We start from the raw sequence: 23,059 nt of genomic DNA, 5'->3' as shown, positions 1-23,059 counted from the left end.
GACTATTGCTAAATCTCTTCTGATTTTTACTTATATAAAATAGTTTGGATAATTATTAAGGCGTATCAAACTTATAAATAAATGTAATGTTTTGTGCAATGTTTCTTTCTGTTTGTTTAAAAGAGAAGTTGTTCGTAAGTGTACACTATACTTAAAGAAACTTCAGTCTGATGAAAGAATTAGTTTTTATGGCAGTAATTTTACACTGTGTCAATATTTTCAAAAGGCAATAACCTCATAATATTACAAAAAAAGTTAATTTTGTTTTATAATGAAATTAAAGGAGGTTTCTATATTAAAAACAGAACAAATATGATAAATATTGCACTCACATATAGTTATGAAACATGTTAATATGATGTAACTTATTCAATAACCCTCATGGATTTCAACGAATTCGAAAGGAGATGAGTGTTGAGATTTTATAATCATAGTTTGTCGTTTTAATGTTTTCGGTAATTTAGAAAGGAAGATTATGAAGAACAAGAAATTTTGGTTACCCATCCTAACTTCTCTGGCCTGTTTGCTAGGGATAATCTTTGCTCCAAATTCAGTTCAAGCAAAGGAACTGAAGAATGTTATCAGTAATATTGGAATTTGGGAGGTTGATAATGGTAAGTTTATAAAACCAGATGCGAATGGTGTTTATACACTTTCTCCTGAACATCATAACTACTCAAATTATAAATTCACTGTTGATTACGATTTGAGCGCCTATGATGGTAAATTAGAGGACGGTGATACCTTTACCTTTACTGTTCCGAGCCCTTTAACTGTTAGAAATGAAACTTTTGATTTAAAAGATAAGGAAACAGATCTCGTTATCGGAGAAACTCAAATTGTATCAAACGGGGATAATAATGGTGGTAAGGCAACTATTACATTAAAAAATCTGAAAACCTATCTTGAGAAAAAAGGCGGCTATCAAGTTCAAAATGTTAAAGGAAATTTCTTTGTTGGTTTTAGTTCTAAAAATGAACTAAGCAATGAGACGCTTCGATTTGATAAAACGGAAACTATAAATGAAATTACACACCAGATTAAGGTAAAAAGAGGAGAAGCATCTGATTATTCTGAAGGTATTGGACGTGCGAATTTTAGTAAGTATCATGGTCTGATTTACAAAGAGGATTGGACATCTAGTGCTCTAAATAAGAGTGGACAATATTTACACAGTTGGTATGTCCGAGCCAATCCTAAACAAGCTGCCTATAACAAAATTGAAATTCATGACTGGGTTGATCCAAATGCCTCACCGATGCAGATGATTCCAGAAACATTTAAAGTTACGGCAGGTTGGTACGATAAATCTTATTACTTTAAAGATGAGGTGGTCTTAGAAGCTGGTAAAGATTACCAAGTTAGTTGGAATGAGTCATATACCGATTTTACTTTAACAATTAACAATGCTTCTTCAATTGTTGCTAAGAACGGGAAACCTGCAGCATTTCGAATTAATTATAAAACAAGTGCTCCAGCTGATGGCACGCAAGTCCAAAACAATGCTGAAATGAAGGGTGATGACCAGATCCTAACATATGACGACTATAGTAATAAGACAGTCGTTAAGCAAATCGGAAACTCAGTCGTTGCTTCTGGCGGTACAATTCAGTTAGAAACAGGTTACCGTATCATTCTTTACAAGGTGGACGAGCTGACTCATGACCGTCTAAAAGGAGCAAAATTCAAGATTACTCCTCCAGCAGGAGCTACGGCTAAAGAGGAAATTGTAACGACAAATGATGACGGAATTGCTGAATCATCTATTTACTCAGAGAGTGATATCAAGAAAGGGAACTTTACAGTAACCGAGGTTGAGGCTCCTGAGGGATATGAGTTGAATCCTACTCCATTTGAGATGACTGTTGGACAAGATGGAGCTATCAAAACAGTTACAAATAAACGTAGCAAAGCTAAAGTTAAGATTAAGGCTAATAAAAAACTTACAGGACGTGAGTTGAAGGCTGAAGAGTTTGAATTCACTTTAACAGACCAAGATGGTAAGGTGAAAGAAACTGTGAAGAATGACAAAGACGGAAACATTGCTTTCTCAGAATTGGAATTCGACAAAGCAGGGACTTATACCTTTAAAATTGCTGAAAAAGCTGGTAGCGATACAAGCATCAAGTACGACACTAAAACTGTCACGGCTACAGTTACTGTAGTAGATAAGGGCAAAGGTGCACTTGAAGCAACTGTTTCTTACGATGATGAAAAAGCTTTCGAGAATACTTATACTCCAGCAAAAACTCAAGTTTCTGTTAAGAAAGCATGGAAGGACGAGAACAACCAAGATGGTAAACGTCCAGCGTCTGTCACAGTTAAATTGCTTGCAGATGGTCAAGATACTGGTAAAACACTTGAACTAAATGCCGCAAACGGTTGGGCTGGAAGCTTCACAGACCTTGATGCTGATAAAGGTGGAACACCTATCAAGTATACTGTAGAAGAAGTAACTGTTCCTGGTTACGCTTCTAAGATTTCTGGTGACGCTGCATCAGGATTCACTATCACAAATAGCTATTCTCCAGAAACAGTTGATGTAAAAGCAACCAAGAACTGGGATGACGCGAATAACCAAGACGGCAAACGTCCAACCAAGATTACAATCAATCTTTTAGCAGACGGTCAGCAAGTTGATTCGAAAGAAGTTCAAGCAGCCGCAGATGGAACTTGGACTGTCGAATTCACGAAATTAGCAAAATATAAAGCTGGTAAAGAAATCAAATACACTGTAACGGAAGAAGCCGTAGCAGAATACGAATCTAAGATTACAGACTTTACGATCACAAACAAATATACTCCTAAAGCAATCGACTACAAAGTAACAAAAGTATGGAACGACGCGAACAACCAAGACGGTAAACGTCCTGAGTCCGTAACGGTTCAACTTTATAAATCAGTTGATGGAGCAACTCCAGTAGCCGTTGAAGGTAAGAAATTGACCTTGACAGCTAAGGATAAGACAGATGCTAATACTTGGGTAGCATCCTTCACAAATCTTCCACAATACGAAGCTGGTAAAGAAATCACTTACTCAATCAAGGAAGTGGATGTACCAGCTGGTTATGAATCCTCTGTAACTGGTCAAGTAGTGACTAACACACATAATCCAGATACAGTTATCCTTTCAGGAACTAAGGTTTGGAAAGATAACAACAACCAAGACGGTAAACGTACAACATCTGTGAAAGTTCAAATTCTTAACGGCGAAAAAGTTGTTCAAGAAATTGAAGTTTCAGAAGCTACTGGTTGGAAGTTCGAATCAAAAGCACTTCCTAAGTATGAAAATGGTCAAGAAATCAAGTACACTGTCAAAGAAACTGCTATGACAGAATACAAAGCAACCATCACTACAGACAAGGATGGTAAGTACACCATTACCAACGAACATACCCCAGAGAAAACAGCTGTAAAAGGTCATAAGATCTGGAAAGATGAAGAGAACAAAGATGGCATCCGTCCAGCATCTATCACCGTAAAACTTCTTGCAGATGGTAAGGAAACTGGTCAGACAGCTACAGTGTCAGAAACAAGTGGCTGGACTTATGAGTTTACAGGTCTTGATCGTTATCGAGAAGGTAAGGAGATTGCCTACACTGTTGAAGAAGTGAATGTTCCAGATGGTTATACAGCTTCAGTAGAAGGTTACAACATTACAAATACGCATACTCCTGAAAAACCAACACCTGGTAAACCAAATGAACCAGGTAAGCCTAAAAAAGGTGGGGAATTGCCTAATACAGGAAGCGAGTCTAACCAAGTGGCTCTAGTAGCTGGAATCGCCCTTCTTGGATTGGGAACAGGATTCTTGGCAAGATGCAAAAAAGAAGATTAAGTTTTTTAAACGGTATCTTTCACGAAATTTTGCAACACAGTTTAAAAGTAGAAATAAGTGTCAATGGAAATTGGCACTTGTTTTTTTGTAACTGACCCTGATTCTACTACCGGATACAAGTGGATAGTTGCCACTTACTAAAAAGCTATTGTTTTTGCGATGAATTCCACTATAATAGGTGACAAATAAAAAAGGAGATGTTGCATATGATTGAAACAAGATTACAAGATAAATTAAAGTCAGGTTTAGAGGTAGAAAATTTTCAAAAAGATGGCGATATCTATCTGTCTCTTAATCCAGATTATCTATCTGGAGATAATGCTAAATACATGACCATGTATAACCGTATGGCTCGCTGGTACGATATGAGTGAGAAATGGATAGGACCACTTCTCCACGGCAAGGCAATTGATAAGTTGAGAAGGGATCTGATGGAGGAAATAGAATGGAAAGATAATTTATCTGTTCTTTATGTCTCTATCGGGACTGGTCAAGACCTCCGTTATATTCCTGAGACAATTGACCTGAAAAGTTTAGACTTTGTAGGGGTGGATATTTCTATCAGTATGCTTAAAAAATGCCAGAAATCTTGCGCTAAAAAGACTAATTTGCAACTTTTCCATGCTTGCGCGGAGGATCTACCCTTTGCGGATAATAGTTTTGACATTGTCTACCATATTGGCGGAATCAATTTTTTCAATGATAAGGCCAAGGCTATGCAGGAAATGCTACGAGTGGCGAAGCCAGGGACTAAGATTTTAATTGCAGATGAGACGGCTGACTATGTGGATCAGCAATATAAGAAAAATCATTTTAGTAAGGATTATTTTAAAGATGCTACTGTTGATTTGAGTGAAATTGAGAATGCTGTTCCAAGCGAAGTTAAGGAAAAGGAAATGAAACTTCTTTGGGATGGCAAATTCTACGCCTTAACATTTAGGAAATAAGAAAAAGTATCTTGGTCGAGCTTAGAAAGTAAGTATGAAGATAAAAATATTCCCTTAGACAGCTGTCTGAGGGAATGTTTTTTATGGGAGCATCATCAATTCGACAATCATAGCAATGTAGATGATTAAGGTAAGGAGAAAACCGGCTCTCCAGAAGAATTTGATGAATTTAGGGTAATAAAAACTTCGTTTTTTGACAAGGAAAAAGACTACAAGGAGGATTGCTAGGAGAGAAAGTGCGACTCCAAGTCGCGGTAGAAAGTTGTGGGTAAAAGCTTTAGCAGTAATCAGATAGTACTCGAATACCAAAAGTGGAAAAGCTAGATCCGCGAAATTAAATCCTATTTTCCTAAGTCCGAAAAGCTTGGTGACAATAAAGCAAACCACCAAGGTTAATATCAATAATAAAATAGATGCTATTTTCATTAAAATCATACCCATATTGTATCATAAAAAAACGCTAAAGGAAATGAGAAACAAGGGAATTTGTTGGAAAGTCAGGCTTTTGAGATTGTAGGTGTTTTTTGTTATAATGAAAGTTATGAAATCTTATAATACCTTGAATGATTATTATCGAAAACTTTTTGGAGAGAAGACTTTCAAAGTTCCTATCGATGCGGGATTTGACTGTCCCAATCGGGATGGAACTGTAGCCTATGGTGGTTGTACTTTTTGTACGGTTTCAGGTTCTGGAGATGCTATCGTGGCACCGGATGCCCCTATCCGTGAGCAATTTTATAAGGAAATTGACTTTATGCACCGCAAGTGGCCAGATGTTCAGAAGTATCTGGTTTATTTTCAAAATTTTACCAACACCCATGAAAAGGTGGAAGTGATTCGAGAACGTTACGAGCAGGCAATCAACGAGCCAGGTGTAGTAGGGATCAATATCGGAACACGGCCAGACTGTTTACCCGATGAAACCATCGAATATTTGGCTGAGTTATCGGAACGCATGCATGTGACGGTAGAATTGGGCTTGCAGACAACCTTTGAAGCAACATCTGAGCTGATTAACCGTGCCCATTCTTATGAATTGTATGTGGAAACAGTAAAACGCTTGAGGAAATATCCCAAGATTGAGATTGTTTCCCATTTGATTAATGGTTTGCCCGGTGAGACTCATGAGATGATGATTGAAAATGTCCGTCGCTGTGTCACGGATAATGATATTCAAGGAATTAAACTGCACTTGCTTCACCTCATGACCAATACGCGCATGCAGCGAGATTACCACGAAGGACGTTTGCAACTGATGAGTCAGGATGAGTATGTCAAGGTCATCTGTGACCAGTTGGAAATCATTCCCAAGCATATCGTCATCCATCGAATTACAGGAGATGCACCTAGAGATATGCTGATTGGCCCTATGTGGAGCCTCAATAAATGGGAAGTGCTAAATGCTATTGAAACTGAGATGCGCCGTCGTGGAAGTGTGCAAGGATGCAAAGTTGAGGTATAGGAGTAACATGAGAAGGTATTTAGAAAAATTTAGTTCACGTAATGTCGACTTGAGTAATGCATTTTTAAAAGAGAAGGAAATAAGTGCAAAAAATAGATTCAAACTAATTAATAATTGCTCTTTTATTATAATGTTTTTATCTTTTTTTCTAACTTTTTTCGACAGATATGACTGTGTGAAAGTTACAGTATTAATTATTGGGTTAATATTTTCATTACTTTTGATATATGATTTTAGAGATATAATGACGGTACTTATAAATGAGGTGAAACCAGATAAATTTAACCCAAAAACTACAAAAAGAATCAATCAATACTTCACTACATACCAAAAAAATTTTAAAAAAATGAAAATGCTAGATAGGGTACGAACCTTAATAGAAAATGGGATATCGGTCTCAATTTCAATGATTCCTATATTTCAATGGGAAATTGTTAGTTTACAGAGTCTACTTTTATTATTTCCATTATTAATTAATTTAATTATTTTTGAAGTACTAACTTGGAAAAGTTATGATAAAAAATCTACTTTCTATTTAAGGATTATTATTTTACTTACTTCGCCTTTTCAAATATCAGTGAATATTCTTTTACTTAGTTACAAAAGTATCTTAGGAAATGGAGTAGCGCAAGTCTGTTGTTTAATTATAATTGTGATGTTTATTTTATTGTATAAAAGATACAATAAAAGATGGGAGAAAGGTAAATGAAAAGACCACTTGAGATGGCACATGATTTTTTGGCTGAGGTTGTGACAAAAGAGGATATTGTAGTGGATGCGACCATGGGCAATGGCCACGATACCCTTTTTTTAGCCAAGCTAGCCAAGCAAGTCTATGCCTTTGATATCCAGGAGCAGGCTTTGGAGAAGACGCAAGAGCGTTTGGATCAGGCTGGAATGAAAAATGCCCAGTTAATCTTGCAAGGTCATGAGACACTAGACCAGTTTGTGACAGAAGCTAAGGCAGGGATTTTTAATCTGGGTTATCTGCCTTCTGCTGACAAATCCGTCATCACTCAACCTCAGACTACTATTAAAGCCTTAGAAAAGCTGTGTCATTTGCTTGTCAAGGGGGGACGGATTGCTATCATGATCTACTATGGTCATGAAGGAGGAGACACTGAGAGGGATGCTGTATTGGAGTTTGTTAGCCAGTTGAACCAACAAGAGTATACAGCTGCTATTTATCGGACTCTCAACCAAGTTAATAATCCACCGTTTTTAGTTATGATTGAAAAATTAGAAAGGTATAGACATGGATAAACAATACCTTCGTGAGAAGCTTGAGACAATGCGCCAAAATTTTGTCGAGTCAACGCATCACGAGCGAGCAGTCGGGGTGCTCGACGAAGCACATATGAGCAAGAAAATGCTTAAAATTAAGAAAAAATTAGTGGCTCTTGAAATGGAACGATGCCAGAAAAAAATTGAGCACAAAGACTGTTCTAAGATTGATCAGAAAATCCAAGAGCAAAAGGAGATTTTTGAATCTTGTTGTAAAAAAGATTAAGGAGGAATTGTGTGGAATTACTCATTTACTTGATTCTATTTTTATTTGTCTTAATCATTTCAACTACGACCAATAAACTTCTCCCTTTTTTGCCCCTTCCTCTTGTGCAAATCCTTTTGGGGATTGGGATTGGCTTATTTGTTCCCGATGCGGACTTTCATCTCAATACAGAGCTGTTTCTGGCCATGGTTATTGGTCCCTTACTTTTCCGGGAGGCAGAAGAAGCGGATATTACGTCCATTTTGAAACATTGGCGGATTGTCGTCTTTCTGATTTTTCCTGTGATTTTTATCTCAACCTTAAGCTTGGGGGGCATGGCTCACTTCCTTTGGATGACTCTTCCTTTGGCTGCCTGTTTAGCAGTTGGAGCGGCACTTGGGCCAACAGATTTGGTTGCCTTCGCATCTCTTTCTGAACGTTTTCGTTTTCCCAAACGGGTTTCTAATATTCTAAAAGGGGAAGGACTCTTAAATGACGCTTCTGGTTTGGTTGCCTTTCAGATGGCTCTTGCTGCTTGGACAACAGGAACGTTTTCTTTCAGCCAAGCTGGAACTTCCCTAGCACTTTCTATACTTGGTGGTTTTGTAGTCGGTTTTGTGACGGCTATGATCAATCGTTTCCTGCATACATTTTTACTGAGTGTGCGAGCGATAGATATAGCCAGTGAACTATTGCTAGAGCTAAGTTTGCCACTCATGACTTTTTTTATTGCAGAGGAGTTTCATGTTTCAGGGATTATCGCAGTAGTGGTTGCAGGTATTTTGAAGGCCAGTCGCTTTAAGAAAATTACGCTCCTTGAGGCTCAGGTAGACACCGTGACGGAGACCGTCTGGCACACCGTGACCTTTATGCTAAATGGATCAGTCTTTGTTCTCTTGGGAATGGAATTAGAATTGATTGCAGAGCCAATTTTGTCTAATTCTCTCTACAATCCCCTTCTTTTACTGCTTTCAGTTGTCGTTCTGACCTTCTTGCTTTTTGCGATCCGCTTTGTCATGATTGCTGGTTTTTACTTTGTGAGGACGCGTCGACTTAAGAAAAAAATTCATAAGTACATGAAAGATATGCTTCTTTTGACCTTCTCTGGTGTCAAAGGGACAGTATCTATCGCGACTATTCTCCTCATACCAAGTCATTTGGAGCAGGAGTATCCTCTGTTGCTCTTTCTCGTAGCAGGCGTTACACTATTAAGCTTTCTAACAGGTTTATTGCTCCTCCCTCACTTATCTGAGGAACAAGAGGAAAGCAAGGATCATTTGATGCATATTGCGATTTTGAATGATGTAGCTGCAGAATTAGAAAAAGAACTGGACCATCACAAGAACAAACTTCCTCTTTATGCAGCTATTGATAATTATCATGGTCGGATTGAAAACCTCATCCTTAGTCTGGAAAATAAGAGAGTCCAAGAGGACTGGGAGTCCCTCAAGCTTCTTATCTTGAGTATTGAGAGTGACGGTTTGGAGCAAGCCTACGAAGAAAATAGAATCAGCGAGCGTGGCTATCGAGTTTACCAACGTTACCTAAAAAACATGGAGCAGAGTATCAATCGGAATTTCGCTTCTAGAGTGACTTATTACTTCCTAGTTTCCTTACGGATACTGCGCTTTCTACTCCATGAAATGTTTACCTTTGGAAAAACTTTCCGTAGTTGGATGAATGAAGAATCTCGTAAACTACTAGCAGTTGACTATGATCAGATTTCAGAGTTGTATTTGGAAAATACAGAGTTGATTATCGAGAGTTTGGAAAACCTAAAAGGGGTTTACAAGAGTTCTCTGATTAGTTTTATGCAAGAATCTCGTCTACGCGAGACGGCCATTATCGGAAGTGGTGCCTTTGTTGAGCGGGTTATCAATCGCATCAAGCCAAACAATATCGATGAAATGCTACGAGGCTACTATCTCGAACGTAAGGCAATCTTTGAATACGAAGAAGCTAAACTGATAACAGCCAAGTATGCCAAAAAACTACGCCAAAATGTGAATAATTTAGAAAATTATTCTCTGAAAGAGGCCGCAAATACTTTACCTTATGATATGCTAGATTTAATCAGAAGAACTTAGATGATGAAGAAAATGACGGAGGATGGAACATGAAAAAGTGGTGGAAAGAGCTGATGGACAGGCCTTTATTGAAAGCTTTTTTGCATTATTATCAAGCATCTGATAGCGAGTTGACCAGTGTTGCGGTTGCCTACTATTGGTTGATTTCAATCTTTCCTTTACTAATGATAATGGTCAATATTTTGCCTTATTTTCAGATTCCGGTCTCAAATTTTTTACTTACGATCAAGGAATTCTTGCCTGATACGGTGTATGATGTGGTCGCCAAGATTGTCCGAGAAGTTCTGACTCAACCATCAACTGGTTTGTTGAGTTTTGCCGTTTTATCTGCACTCTGGACCTTTTCGAAATCAATGGATTTCCTCCAAAAAGCCTTTAACAAAGCCTATGGAGTGACCAAGAGTCGAGGAATTATCTCCCATCAGTTGATGAGTTTACTTGTTAGTTTCGGCTTGCAGATCCTTTTTGCCTTGGCCTTGTTTTTGAGTATGTTTGGTCGTATGTTGCTCAACCTCCTCAAAACTTACTGGCAATCAGATAGTCCGCTATTTTCCTACCTGCAAGATTTTACAGGCCCTCTGGTCTATGCCTTGATCTTTGCCATTCTAGTCATGATTTATTACTTCCTTCCAAAAGTAAAAGCACCACGAATCCGCTATGTTTTACCAGGAAGTGTCTTTGTCTTGCTAACTCTTATCTTTTTATTGAATATCTTTTCTGTCTACGTCAATAGTTATGTCAATCATCTGGTTGACGTTCGATTTTTCAGTTCCATTATCGTGGTAGTCATGATGTTCTGGTTTATTCTCATTGCAAAGATTTTGATTATTGGAGCAGTTATCAATGCCAGTGTTCAGAGTTTGAAAGATCCAAAGTTTAGTATGGAATAATTGGAAAAATCCCTATTAGGTTTCCTAATAGGGATTTTCTTAATAGATAAACATAGCATCACCGAAACTAAAGAAGCGATAGTGTTCTTGAATAGCGTGCTGATATGCATCTAAGACTAATTCACGGCCTGCAAAGGCAGAGACCAACATGACGAGAGTTGATTTTGGCAGATGGAAGTTGGTTGAAAAGGCATCCACGACCTTCCATTCGTAACCAGGCTTGATAAAGATATTGGTCCAGCCAGAATCAGCCTGGATTTGCCCATCAAACTTGGAACCGATGGTTTCCAGTGTGCGGATCGAAGTAGTTCCAACAGCAATAACACGGCCTCTACTTTCCTTAACAGAGCGAAGAGTGGCAGCAGCTTCCTCAGAAAGTTGGTAGAATTCTGAGTGCATTTCGTGTTCGTCCAGATTGTCAACAGAGACAGGTCTAAAGGTTCCGAGTCCTACGTGAAGAGTGAGATAGACCAGATGGACACCTTTGGCTTGGATTTCTGATAGCAGTTCTTTGGTGAAGTGCAATCCAGCAGTTGGTGCAGCAGCAGAGCCACTTTCTTTAGCGTAGACCGTTTGATAACGTTCACGGTCATCTAGTTTTTCGTGGATGTAGGGTGGTAGTGGCATTTCTCCCAAACTTTCCAAAACTTCTAGGAAAATTCCTTGGTATTCAAAGCGGACAATGCGGCCCCCGTGGGTCAATTCTTCCGTAACGACAGCGCTGAGACGACCATCTCCAAAACTGACACGAGTGCCAACCTTGAGGCGTTTGGCAGGTTTAGCGAGAACCTCCCACTCATCACCACTAGTATTTTTGAGCAGGAGAAGTTCCACATGGCCTCCTGTCTCTTCCTTTTGACCATAGAGGCGGGCAGGGAGAACGCGAGTGTCGTTCATGACGAGGGCATCACCGGGTTCCAGCATGTCTATAATAGAGTGGAAGTGTTTATCCTGCATTTCTCCCGTCTCACGATTGACGATAAGGAGTTTGGAGGAATCTCGTTTTTCAAGGGGCGTTTGGGCAATCAATTCCTCAGGCAAGTGGAAATCAAAATCAGCTGTATTCATATATCTGTTCATTCTTTCTAAGTTCTAATCCTATCCATTATAACATGTTTCAAGTTTGGACGCTCTTTTTTTGGAAATTAAATCGTTTTCACTTGACAAAAATTGGTCTATACCATATAATGAATATAGAAATATGGAGGATATAAAATGAAAGTTATAAAAGTTGAGAATCAAGTCGAAGGTGGAAAAGTAGCTTTTGAGATTTTGAGAGAAAAATTGGCCAATGGTGCTCAAACATTAGGACTTGCAACAGGAAGTAGCCCGCTTGAATTTTACAAGGAAATCGTTGAGAGTGACCTTGATTTTTCAAATCTAACCAGTGTAAACCTCGATGAGTATGTAGGGCTTGATGGGGACAATCCACAGTCTTACCGTTACTTCATGCAAGAACACTTGTTCAGCCAAAAACCATTTAAAGAAAGCTTCTTGCCACGTGGTGTTAAGGATAATGCTGAAGAAGAAGTTGAACGCTACAATCAAATTTTGGCTGACCATCCTGTTGATTTGCAAATCTTGGGGATTGGTCGCAATGGACATATTGGCTTTAACGAGCCAGGAACTCCATTTGATAGCCAAACGCATCTAGTCGAACTTGACCAGTCTACAATCGAAGCTAATGCTCGCTTCTTTGACAAGATTGAAGACGTTCCAACTCAAGCCATTTCAATGGGAATTAAAAACATCTTGGATGCTAAGTCAATTATTCTCTTTGCTTACGGTGAGTCGAAAGCAGAAGCCATTGCCGGAACAGTGTCTGGCCCAGTGACTGAGAATCTCCCAGCAAGTAGCCTACAAAAACACCCTGATGTGACTATTATCGCTGATGCAGAAGCGCTCAGCTTACTTGAAAAATAAATTCACAACCACTTGCTCTTTGGAGTGAGTGGTTTTTTGATTCTTAATAATTAACAATAATTTTTTATTATATTCTAAGAAAGGTTAATTTAGTTTGTAAAATAATTTATTTGAAAGATAAAACATTAGTATAAATATTCCTAAAAACAAACATAAAGAACGCTTAATATAATAATGATTAAGAACTTTGCTTATAACTTATAAATAGAAAAAAAGTTATTATTCTAGGATAATTTAGTAGCTAAATCATTAAAAATAATGTATAATATATTAAAAAATAATTTTAGGAGATTCTAATGGGAAAAGAATTATTTAATCCACACCTTCGTAAGTTTTCTATTCGGAAACTAAACGTAGGTGTTTGCTCTGTGCTCTTGTCTACATTGGTTCTATTGGGAGTGACGTCTCAGGTTAGCGCTGATGAGACAAGCGCTTCTGGTGTCCAAAATGAGATTTCTCGAACGGATCTTGCTGAACCATCAGCAACTGCTACAGCACCAACAACATCTGAAACAACACAAAATGCAGAAACTACTGTAGCAACCACAGCTACTGAGGCACCTCAGACAGGTGAGTATACTGCTCCTACAAACTCGGCTTCAGAGTCTAATGAGAAACCGAAGGATGAGCAACCAGTAGCTTCTGAAACACCTCAACCTTCAGTTGAGAAGCCGGTCCTTCCTACAGAAGTCAAGCCTGCAGAGAATGCTAATCCAGCTTCAACTGTAGCTAGCTCAGAAGCTGTAAGTACTTCAACAGCTACAGAACAACCAGTAGCGACTAGGGAAGCTACACAACCTACACGTTCTCGTCGAGCACGTCGAGACGCTACACCTACAGGTTTACGAGATGGCGATCCAAATAATACTATTGAAAAACCAACTTTAGCGGATTCTGAAAAGAAGAGACCAGCAGACCTAGTGAAACAGATCAACTGGCTAGATTTTGGTGATTCTCAAGCGTTTAGAAATCTTGATACTGACGGTTCTCTTAAAGTAGGTAGTGTTTATGAGAAGGAAATTTCTCCAGGATATGTCGTTAAATTAACAGTTACGGAACTAAAACCTTTCCACTCAACTGAGATTTATCGTGATCGTGTAGCAGGAACTTCTTATGAAAATAGTTATGATCCTGATGCTAAAAATACCTGGTTTAGATATGTACCTGCAGACTATAATCGCCAAGTTAAAGAGGGCGATTCTGCACGACCAAAAATCATTGGTGCTCCTATGAACCAATGGACATCTCTTCGTGAGCAGGGAATTGATACTAATGGACGTAGAACCCAATTGCAGGTTCCTAAGAATGGTGCAAGTTATGGTGTGAAGTTTAAGGTTGAAGCAACATATCTAAACAAGCCTGTTAAGGCCACAGTGGTTATGGCGGATGGAGAAGAAGCAAACCCAGGTGAATATGCTATCTTTACTACAAATGGGAAAGGATGGGAACATTTAGCTGAATGGAAACGTGTGTCACCACAAGGTAAAGTGATTACAGATACCTACGCACCAATGAATCCTAATCGACTTGGTCAGTATATTGGTGATAACGCAACTACTCCAACAATTGACTGGACTAAATTTACAAATCCTGATCAAAGAACGGGTGGTTTAGGTTCACAAGTCTTTGGTCCTAACACTTCGAAGGATCATACAGTCCCAATTGTGATGACTCGTGAAGCATCAGAGGTAGGTATTTATATCGCATCTTCTGGTCAGCAAGCTGCTATGATTGGTTTCATGGTTGTAGATACTGGGGATGCGCCTGAAAGCTATGGAAATGCAGTTCACACTATTTCTGGTTACAATGCTGCTACGGGAGCACAAAATCCACAACCATATCTTGGTCGGAAGCCTGCGGATATTGATACAACTTCAGGCAACGATTGGACTCACGATGATAGTACAGATCATGCTGATGAAGGGATTGATCAGCTTTTACCATCAGACTTAGTTGGTAAGACTCATGAGTTATTCCAAGCAGATCGTCTTCGTGATGGGGATTATTCGCTTCGTTTCCATGCTTCAGCTAATGGAAATGAAAAAGCCTATGTTCGAGCTTGGATTGATTTTAACAATAACGGGAAATTTGACGAGAACGAAGCCAGTGAGTTTACTGAAGTCACTTCTGAAGGAGACTACACAGTTACTTTCAGAAATCATGCTCCAATGAATGACGACTCAGTCAAGAAGTTAGGGATGCGTGTTCGTATTGCCTTGAATCAAGGTGATATCGAGAAGCCTACCGGTACAGCCTTCAGTGGTGAAGTTGAAGACTTACAAGTCAACCTTACATACCCACCAAAGGGTGAAAAGAAGGAAACCAAGGGCTTACGCGATCAACAACAACAAGCAAGCCTACACTTCACATCTCGTGGTTATTCTAAAGAAGACGAGAATGCTAGAACAACAATTGATACTAATAAGGCACCTGTTGTTTTAGATAATAATGGACGTGAATTAACGGCAGATGCAGAAGGTTGGTATACAACTGCAGAAGGCCGTTACAAAGTGACGCCAAATGGTGATAATGTCGATGTTGTTTTTGTTCCAAATGCTGGATACGTAGGGACTACATCAGGTATTAACATCCGTCGCTTTGATAGCAACGGTGCAAGCACTGAATGGACTGCAAAAAATAATTCAGAGCCTGTTGTCAATCAGCCACTAAATTCTATGGATGCTCGTTATGTTCCTACAGTAGTTGATTACACTGAACATCGTTCAACTGATGCCCAAGGTTTAGCGCAAGTAAAAGACATCTCATTTACAGATGGTAATCCAGCCAACACACCGGTTCAACCATCTGCAAGTAATCCTGCTACTTTCTTGGATGGAAATGGAGATCCTATCTCAGGAACTAGTATTCCTGCAACATCAGGTGGGAAAGAGGTTGGTACCTTCAACTTAGATCCAACTACAGGTCGAGTAACCTTTACCCCAAATAAATCATTTGTAGGAACTGTTGATCCGATTAAATTAAAAGTAAATGATGCAAGTGGTAATGATCACTTTGCAACTTATCAACCAACTGTTACCCGAGTTGTTCCAACATCTCAAAACGCAAGTTCTGAAGGTATCCAAGGCGCTGAACAATCTGGTAACTTGATTTTCACTCCAGGTGATAACCGTGTTCCAATTGATGAATCAATTGCACCAACCTTTGACAACGGTCAGTCAACGAAAGAGGTTCCTGGTGTTGGAACTTATAAGGTGGATAGTACAGGCCGCGTTACTTTCCAACCAGTTCCTGGATACTCTGGACGTCCAACTGCAGAAACCGTTAAGCGTGTAGATAAGAACGGAACAGAAGTAACAGCTACTTACCAAGCAGATGTTAAGGCTGCAACTCCAACAGGGCAAGGAGCAGAAACTACTGGACTCCAAGGTCAAAAGCAAGATAGCCACCTCACCTTTACCCCTGGTCAAGCAACTATCAATGGTCAAAATGAGACTGTGCCATTTGCACCAGAAGGTCCACAATTTGTGGTTAATGGACAAGTTCAACAAGGTAACAGCTTACCAGTACATGATGCTAGTGGTAAACTTCAAGGAACCTATACTGTTCAACCGAATGGGGATATTAGCTTCCAACCAGCACCTGATTTCTATGGTACACCAACTCCTGCAACTCTTCGTGTGACAGATAAGAATGGTTCTACTGCCGAAGCAGTTTATCAACCTACAGTGACTAAAGTCACTCCAACAAGTACAAATGATACCTCAACTGGTCTGCAAGGACAGCCACAAAGCGGTAAGCCAACCTTTACAGCAGGTGATCCAGCAGTTCCACTAGATGATACGAAACCATTGACTTTCGAAGATGGTCAGTCAACTAAGACTGTTTCGGGTGTAGGTGTGTATGCCATTAACTCTGATGGATCTATTACCTTTACGCCTGACAAACAGTACGTTGGCACTCCAGATCCAGTCACCGTGAAACGAGTGGATAAGAATGGTACAGAAGTCACTGCGACTTATACGCCAACAGTGACTAAGGTAACACCAACTTCAACGGATGCCACTTCAAATGGTATCCAAGGTCAACCACAAAAAGGTACCCCAACCTTCACAGAAGGTAATCCATTGGTTCCAATTGATGATACGAAACCAATGACCTTCGAAGATGGTCAATCAACGAAAACAGTTCCAGGTGTAGGTGAATACAGCATCAATCCAGATGGCTCTATTACCTTTACGCCAGACAAACAATATGTTGGCACACCAGCTCCAGTTACAGTGAAACGTGTAGATAAGAACGGCACAGAAGTTACTGCAACTTATACACCAACAGTGACTAAAGTGACTCCTACAGGAACTGGCGCAACCAGCACAGGTCCGCAGGGTGTTCCACAAACAGGTACCCCAACCTTCCAAGGAGGTGACCCACTGGTTCCAATCGATGAAACAGTTGAGCCAACCTTCGCAGATGGAAGTAAAGAGAAGACCATTCCAGGTCAAGGAACTTACACAATTGCACCAGACGGAACTGTAACTTTCACGCCAGACAAGCAGTTCGTTGGTAAACCAGATCCAGTCACCGTGAAACGCGTGGATAAGAACGGCACTCCAGTCACTGCAACTTACAGTCCAGAGTTTACTAAGGTAACACCAACTGGTACGGGTGATAAGACAGAAGGACTTCAAGGTCAGGTCCAAGAAGGTAAAGTGACCTTCACTCCAGGCCATGACTCTGTTCCATTCCCAGCGGATTCGACTCCACTATTTGACAATGGGACAGCTGTGAAGGAAGTTCCAAATGTTGGTAAGTTCGAAGTGGATGCAGATGGTAAGGTGACCTTCACCCCTGATAAACAGTTCAAGGGTGAAACACCAGAGCTTGAATTGACTCGTGTGGATGCCAACGGAACTCCAGTTACTGTCAAGTACCAAGCGGTGGTGAAAGAAGTAGTTCCAACTTCAACGGATGCCACTTCAAATGGTATCCAAGGTCAACCGCAAAAAGGTACCCCAACCTTCACAGAAGGTAATCCATTGGTTCCAATTGATAATACGAAACCAATGACTTTCGAAGATGGACAGTCAACGAAAACAGTTCCAGGTGTGGGTGAATACAGCATCAATCCAGATGGCTCTATCACCTTTACTCCAGAAAAACAATATGTTGGCACACCAACTCCAGTCACAGTGAAACGTGTAGATAAGAACGGTACAGAGGTTACTGCGACTTATACACCAACAGTGACTAAGGTAACCCCTACAGGAACTGGCGCAACCAGCACAGGTCCTCAGGGTGTTCCACAAACGGGTACTCCAACGTTTGCTGGTGGTGATCCACTGGTTCCAATTGATGAAACAGTCGAGCCAACCTTCGCAGATGGAAGCAAAGAGAAATCTATTCCAGGCCAAGGAACTTACACGATTGCACCAGACGGAACTGTAACTTTCACTCCAGACAAACAGTTTGTTGGAAACCCAAATCCAGTCACAGTCAAACGCGTAGATAAGAATGGCACCCCAGTTACTGCAACTTACAGCCCAGAGTTTACGAAAGTGACACCAACTGGAACAGGTGATAAGACAGAGGGTCTGCAAGGTCAGGTCCAAGAAGGTAAAGTGACCTTCACTCCAGGTCATGACTCAGTTCCATTTCCAGCTGATTCAACTCCACTATTTGACAATGGTACAACTGTGAAAGAAGTGCCAAATGTCGGTAAGTTCGAAGTGGACGCAGATGGCAAGGTGACCTTCACTCCAGACAAACAGTTCAAGGGTGAAACACCAGAGCTTGAATTGACTCGTGTGGATGCCAACGGAACTCCTGTTACTGTCAAGTACCAAGCGGTGGTGAAAGAAGTAGTTCCAACTTCAACGAATGCCACTTCAAATGGTATCCAAGGTCAACCGCAAAAAGGTACCCCAACCTTCACAGAAGGTAATCCATTGGTTCCGATTGATGATACGAAACCAATGACTTTCGAAGATGGACAGTCAACGAAAACAGTTCCAGGTGTAGGTGAATACAGCATCAATCCAGATGGCTCTATTACCTTTACGCCAGACAAACAATATGTTGGTACACCAGATCCAGTCACAGTGAAACGAGTGGATAAGAATGGTACAGAAGTTACCGCAACTTATACACCAACAGTGACCAAGGTCACTCCAACAAGCACTAATGCAACTAGCACAGGTCCGCAGGGTGTTCCACAAACAGGTACCCCAACCTTCCAAGGTGGCGACCCACTGGTTCCAATCGATGAAACAGTTGAGCCAACCTTCGATGATGGAAGCAAAGAGAAGTCTATTCCTGGTCAAGGAACTTACACGATTGCGCCAGACGGAACAGTAACCTTCACTCCAGACAAGCAGTTTGTAGGCAAACCAGACCCAGTAACGGTTAAACGCGTGGATAAGAACGGTACAGAAGTTACTGCGACATACAGCCCAGAGTTTACTAAGGTAAGTCCTACAGGAACTGGTGCAACAAGCACAGGTCCTCAGGGTGTTCCACAAACCGGCACACCAACCTTCCAAGGTGGCGATCCACTGGTTCCAATCGATGAAACAGTTGAGCCAACCTTCGCAGATGGAAGCAAAGAGAAGAACATTCCAGGTCAAGGAACTTACACGATTGCGCCAGACGGAACAGTAACCTTCACTCCAGACAAGCAGTTTGTAGGCAAACCAGACCCAGTAACGGTTAAACGCGTGGATAAGAACGGTACAGAAGTTACTGCGACATACAGCCCAGAGTTTACTAAGGTAACTCCTACAGGAACCGGTGCAACAAGCACAGGTCCTCAGGGTGTTCCACAAACCGGCACACCAACCTTCCAAGGTGGCGATCCACTGGTTCCAATCGATGAAACAGTTGAGCCAACCTTTGAAGATGGAAGTAAAGAGAAGACCATTCCAGGTCAAGGAACTTACACAATTGCACCAGACGGAACTGTAACTTTCACGCCAGACAAGCAGTTCGTTGGTAAACCAGATCCAGTCACCGTGAAACGCGTGGATAAGAACGGCACTCCAGTCACTGCAACTTACAGTCCAGAGTTTACTAAGGTAACACCAACTGGTACGGGTGATAAGACAGAAGGACTTCAAGGTCAGGTCCAAGAAGGTAAAGTGACCTTCACTCCAGGCCATGACTCTGTTCCATTCCCAGCGGATTCGACTCCACTATTTGACAATGGGACAGCTGTGAAGGAAGTTCCAAATGTTGGTAAGTTCGAAGTGGACGCAGATGGTAAGGTGACCTTCACTCCTGATAAACAGTTCAAGGGTGAAACACCAGAGCTTGAATTGACTCGTGTGGATGCCAACGGCACCCCAGTTACCGTTAAGTACCAAGCTGTGGTGAAAGAAGTGACTCCTATAGGAACTGGTGCAACTAGCACAGGTCCTCAAGGCCTTCCACAAACAGGCACTCCAACTTTCCAAGGTGGTGATCCACTGGTTCCAATTGATGAAACGGTCGAGCCAACCTTCGAAGATGGAAGCAAAGAGAAGACCATTCCAGGACAAGGAACCTATACGATTGCACCAGACGGAACAGTGACCTTCACTCCAGACAAACAGTTTGTAGGCAAACCAGATCCAGTCACCGTGAAACGCGTGGATAAGAACGGCACTCCAGTCACTGCAACTTACAGTCCAGAATTCACTAAGGTCACTCCTATAGGAACTGGTGCAACTAGCACAGGTCCTCAAGGCCTTCCACAAACAGGCACTCCAACTTTCCAAGGTGGTGATCCACTGGTTCCAATTGATGAAACGGTCGAGCCAACCTTCGAAGATGGAAGCAAAGAGAAGACCATTCCAGGACAAGGAACCTACACGATTGCACCAGACGGAACAGTGACCTTCACTCCAGACAAACAGTTTGTAGGCAAACCAGATCCAGTCACCGTGAAACGCGTGGATAAGAACGGCACTCCAGTCACTGCAACTTACAGTCCAGAATTCACTAAGGTCACTCCTATAGGAACTGGTGCAACTAGCACAGGTCCTCAAGGCCTTCCACAAACAGGTACCCCAACCTTCCAAGGTGGCGACCCACTGGTTCCAATCGATGAAACAGTAGAGCCAACCTTCGACGATGGAAGCAAAGAGAAGTCTATTCCTGGTCAAGGAACTTACACCATTGCGCCAGACGGAACAGTAACCTTCACTCCAGACAAGCAGTTTGTAGGCAAACCAGACCCAGTAACGGTTAAACGCGTGGATAAGAACGGCACTCCAGTCACTGCAACTTACAGTCCAGAATTCACTAAGGTCACTCCTATAGGAACTGGTGCAACTAGCACAGGTCCTCAAGGCCTTCCACAAACAGGCACTCCAACTTTCCAAGGTGGTGATCCACTGGTTCCAATTGATGAAACAGTTGAGCCAACCTTCGCAGATGGAAGTAAAGAGAAGACCATTCCAGGTCAAGGAACTTACACAATTGCACCAGACGGAACTGTAACTTTCACGCCAGACAAGCAGTTCGTTGGTAAACCAGATCCAGTCACCGTGAAACGCGTGGATAAGAACGGCACTCCAGTCACTGCAACTTACAGTCCAGAGTTTACTAAGGTAACACCAACTGGTAAAGATAGTTCTTCAGTTAATATTAAGGGACTTGTACAAACAGGTACTCCAACCTTCCAAGGTGGCGATCCACTGGTTCCAATTGATGAAACTGTGGTACCAACCTTTGAAGATGGCTCAACTGAAAAAGTGATTCCAGGTGAAGGAACTTACGCAATCTCACCAGATGGCACCGTCACCTTCACTCCAGAAGCTAATTTTGTAGGAAAAGGGACCGGCGTAGCGATTGTCCGTAAGGATAAGAATGGTACCTCAGTTACTGCGACTTATCGTCCAACAGTTGTAGATCCGTCTACTGGTCATGACACGGCTTCTACAGGAGCAAAAGGCCAACCACAAGTGGCAACACCAGTGTTTGAAGGACATATCGATTCGACTGTTCCACCAACATTTGAGGATGGTAGCACGACTATGGTTGTTCCAGGTGAAGGAAGCTATACAATTGATAAAGATGGTAAGATTACCTTTACTCCAGAACCAGACTTTGTTGGTACAGCTAAAGGATTGGTTGTGAAACGTTTGGATATGTATGGAAATGTAGTTACTGCTCATTACACACCAACTGTCCTTGGACAAACACAAGTGAGTGATGCGACATCAGAAGGTCTTAAAGGTCAAACTCAGACTGGTAAACCAAACTTTACAGGTGATGTCGATCTGACAGTTCCGCCAACCTTTGAAGATGGAACAACTGAAAAAGTCGTTCCAGGAGAAGGAACTTATGTAATCTCACCAGATGGCACCATCACCTTTACCCCTGAGGCAGACTTTGTAGGACAAGCCAAAGGTGTGAAAGTGATCCGTAAAGATCGCAATGGAAATATCATTTCAGGATTCTATACTCCAACCGTAGTAGAACTTCCTGTAGTTGAAAATCCAGAACAACAAGGTATTACAGAAGAAAGAACTGCTAAAACTCTTCCAAATACGGGTTCTGAGGAGACATCTCACTTGACAGCTGGTCTATTGGCTGCTTTATCAGGTATGGGATTAATTTCTCTAGCTCAAAGAAAAAAATCTGAGGAAGAATAATTAGTGGAGAAAGTCATCAAGTAAGTTGTTTTAGATACTTGATTGAAATGATTACATTCATTACTATCTAAGAAGATGTCAGTCTAACAGAAAGAGAGAACCAAATGGTTCTCTCTTTTTGGTAATTGGTTTAAAAATCGTTTAATTATTTTGCATCAATTATTCACAATTTTACTAAAGTGGTATAATATAGCTATACGAGGAGGCTCGACTTTGATTTATATAATTGGTTTTACTTGTTTTTTACTTTTAATGTTACTGTTTTCTCGTCTCATTCAGCAATCAAAGAATCCTTCGGGCTTTCTAGGAAAACGAATGATGAAATTGTGGAATCGAACCTATCTCCCCATGTTTGTATGGGCAATTCGTCATCTGGATAGAACGTTTTACCCTGTAATCTTAGATGTAGGAGTTGGGAATGGTCGTTCAACCATCCTGCTGAAAGAAACTTTTCCGCAAAGTACCATAACTGGAATTGATATTTCAGATACTGCAATAGCTCAAGCCAAACAGGTAGAGATGACTAATCTAAATTTTGAACGAAGAGACGTTAGGGAGACAGGCTTTTCTGATGAAAGTGTTGATTTAATCACAGCCTTTCAAACTCATTTTCATTGGCGGGACCTAGAGGCTTCTTTTATGGAACTTAGAAGAATACTCAAATCAGACGGGATGCTCTTACTAGCTTGTGAGTATAACAAGTTATCTTACTTTTTACCAGAGGTACAAAGCGAAGAAGCATTTAGACGATTCTTGTTGTTAATAGGGTTTGAGCTCGTGACTAGTCAAAGAAAGGAATCGTGGATCCTTTATAAAATTGTTAAACATTAATG

The 23,059-nt window shown here is 40.9% G+C and carries 12 protein-coding genes; 10 read left to right on the top strand and 2 right to left on the bottom strand.

The features are described from left to right. Positions 1–475: 475 nt before the first annotated feature. The gene (locus E7Y33_RS07310) at positions 476–3,838 is read left to right on the top strand and encodes a Cna B-type domain-containing protein (protein WP_139690084.1); all 3,363 of its coding nucleotides are present in this window, start codon (positions 476–478) and stop codon (positions 3,836–3,838) included. Positions 3,839–4,044: 206 nt separating this feature from the next. Continuing rightward, positions 4,045–4,785 carry a class I SAM-dependent methyltransferase gene (locus E7Y33_RS07305; protein ID WP_139690083.1) on the top strand — a complete coding sequence of 247 codons (741 nt, stop codon included), beginning with the start codon at positions 4,045–4,047 and terminating at the stop codon, positions 4,783–4,785. A gap of 81 nt (positions 4,786–4,866) precedes the next feature. Here E7Y33_RS07305 and E7Y33_RS07300 read toward each other — a convergent pair whose 3' ends face one another. Next, positions 4,867–5,226 (bottom strand): DUF3397 domain-containing protein, encoded by a 360-nt coding sequence (locus E7Y33_RS07300; protein WP_000525394.1) that lies wholly within the window; start codon positions 5,224–5,226, stop codon positions 4,867–4,869. A 91-nt stretch (positions 5,227–5,317) separates the two neighbouring features. Between E7Y33_RS07300 and mnmL the strand changes: the two genes are divergently transcribed. From mnmL to E7Y33_RS07275, 5 genes are all read left to right on the top strand, one after another. Continuing rightward, entirely contained in the window at positions 5,318–6,247 is a 930-nt protein-coding gene (gene mnmL, locus E7Y33_RS07295) for a tRNA modification radical SAM protein MnmL/YtqA (RefSeq protein ID WP_139690082.1), read from the top strand. A gap of 705 nt (positions 6,248–6,952) precedes the next feature. Continuing rightward, positions 6,953–7,510 (top strand): tRNA 5-(aminomethyl)-2-thiouridylate-methyltransferase MnmM, encoded by a 558-nt coding sequence (mnmM, locus tag E7Y33_RS07290; RefSeq protein ID WP_139690081.1) that lies wholly within the window; start codon positions 6,953–6,955, stop codon positions 7,508–7,510. Next, on the top strand, positions 7,503–7,757 hold the full coding sequence (locus E7Y33_RS07285; RefSeq protein WP_000361100.1) for a hypothetical protein: 255 nt from the start codon (positions 7,503–7,505) through the stop codon (positions 7,755–7,757). Before mnmM ends, E7Y33_RS07285 begins: the two co-directional genes overlap by 8 nt. Positions 7,758–7,768: 11 nt before the next feature. Beyond that, positions 7,769–9,823: a cation:proton antiporter gene (locus tag E7Y33_RS07280; protein WP_139690080.1), complete on the top strand. Its 2,055-nt coding sequence runs from the start codon at positions 7,769–7,771 to the stop codon at positions 9,821–9,823. Positions 9,824–9,852: 29 nt separating this feature from the next. After that, positions 9,853–10,713, top strand: a complete 861-nt coding sequence (locus E7Y33_RS07275) for a YihY/virulence factor BrkB family protein (protein WP_000759520.1) — start codon at positions 9,853–9,855, stop codon at positions 10,711–10,713. 39 nt (positions 10,714–10,752) lie between these two features. Here the strand turns inward: E7Y33_RS07275 and queA are convergent, their stop codons facing one another. After that, the gene (gene queA, locus E7Y33_RS07270; protein WP_139690323.1) at positions 10,753–11,781 is read right to left on the bottom strand and encodes a tRNA preQ1(34) S-adenosylmethionine ribosyltransferase-isomerase QueA; all 1,029 of its coding nucleotides are present in this window, start codon (positions 11,779–11,781) and stop codon (positions 10,753–10,755) included. 147 nt (positions 11,782–11,928) lie between these two features. Between queA and E7Y33_RS07265 the strand changes: the two genes are divergently transcribed. From E7Y33_RS07265 to E7Y33_RS07255, 3 genes are all read left to right on the top strand, one after another. Beyond that, a complete protein-coding gene (locus E7Y33_RS07265) occupies positions 11,929–12,636 on the top strand; it encodes a glucosamine-6-phosphate deaminase (RefSeq protein ID WP_139690079.1) in 708 nt (235 codons plus the stop codon). A gap of 296 nt (positions 12,637–12,932) precedes the next feature. Next, a complete protein-coding gene (locus E7Y33_RS07260; protein ID WP_139690078.1) occupies positions 12,933–22,226 on the top strand; it encodes a CshA/CshB family fibrillar adhesin-related protein in 9,294 nt (3,097 codons plus the stop codon). A gap of 213 nt (positions 22,227–22,439) precedes the next feature. Continuing rightward, positions 22,440–23,057 (top strand): class I SAM-dependent methyltransferase, encoded by a 618-nt coding sequence (locus E7Y33_RS07255; protein ID WP_185755952.1) that lies wholly within the window; start codon positions 22,440–22,442, stop codon positions 23,055–23,057. Positions 23,058–23,059: the final 2 nt, after the last annotated feature.

Origin of the sequence: Streptococcus oralis (assembly GCF_006175905.1) — a bacterium.
Classification (GTDB): domain Bacteria; phylum Bacillota; class Bacilli; order Lactobacillales; family Streptococcaceae; genus Streptococcus; species Streptococcus oralis_BG.
The sequence above is the reverse complement of the archived record's forward strand: the minus strand, read 5'-3'. Positions and strand labels throughout refer to the sequence as shown.

Bases quoted from the DNA above. Each gene is read 5' to 3' on its own strand.
- E7Y33_RS07305 (WP_139690083.1), top strand. From the start codon at position 4,045: ATGATTGAAACAAGATTACAAGATAAATTAAAGTCAGGTTTAGAGGTA.
- E7Y33_RS07285 (WP_000361100.1), top strand. From the start codon at position 7,503: ATGGATAAACAATACCTTCGTGAGAAGCTTGAGACAATGCGCCAAAAT.
- E7Y33_RS07275 (WP_000759520.1), top strand. From the start codon at position 9,853: ATGAAAAAGTGGTGGAAAGAGCTGATGGACAGGCCTTTATTGAAAGCT.
- E7Y33_RS07265 (WP_139690079.1), top strand. From the start codon at position 11,929: ATGAAAGTTATAAAAGTTGAGAATCAAGTCGAAGGTGGAAAAGTAGCT.
- mnmM (WP_139690081.1), top strand. From the start codon at position 6,953: ATGAAAAGACCACTTGAGATGGCACATGATTTTTTGGCTGAGGTTGTG.
- E7Y33_RS07300 (WP_000525394.1), bottom strand. From the start codon at position 5,226: ATGGGTATGATTTTAATGAAAATAGCATCTATTTTATTATTGATATTA.
- queA (WP_139690323.1), bottom strand. From the start codon at position 11,781: ATGAATACAGCTGATTTTGATTTCCACTTGCCTGAGGAATTGATTGCC.
- E7Y33_RS07260 (WP_139690078.1), top strand. From the start codon at position 12,933: ATGGGAAAAGAATTATTTAATCCACACCTTCGTAAGTTTTCTATTCGG.
- E7Y33_RS07310 (WP_139690084.1), top strand. From the start codon at position 476: ATGAAGAACAAGAAATTTTGGTTACCCATCCTAACTTCTCTGGCCTGT.
- mnmL (WP_139690082.1), top strand. From the start codon at position 5,318: ATGAAAGTTATGAAATCTTATAATACCTTGAATGATTATTATCGAAAA.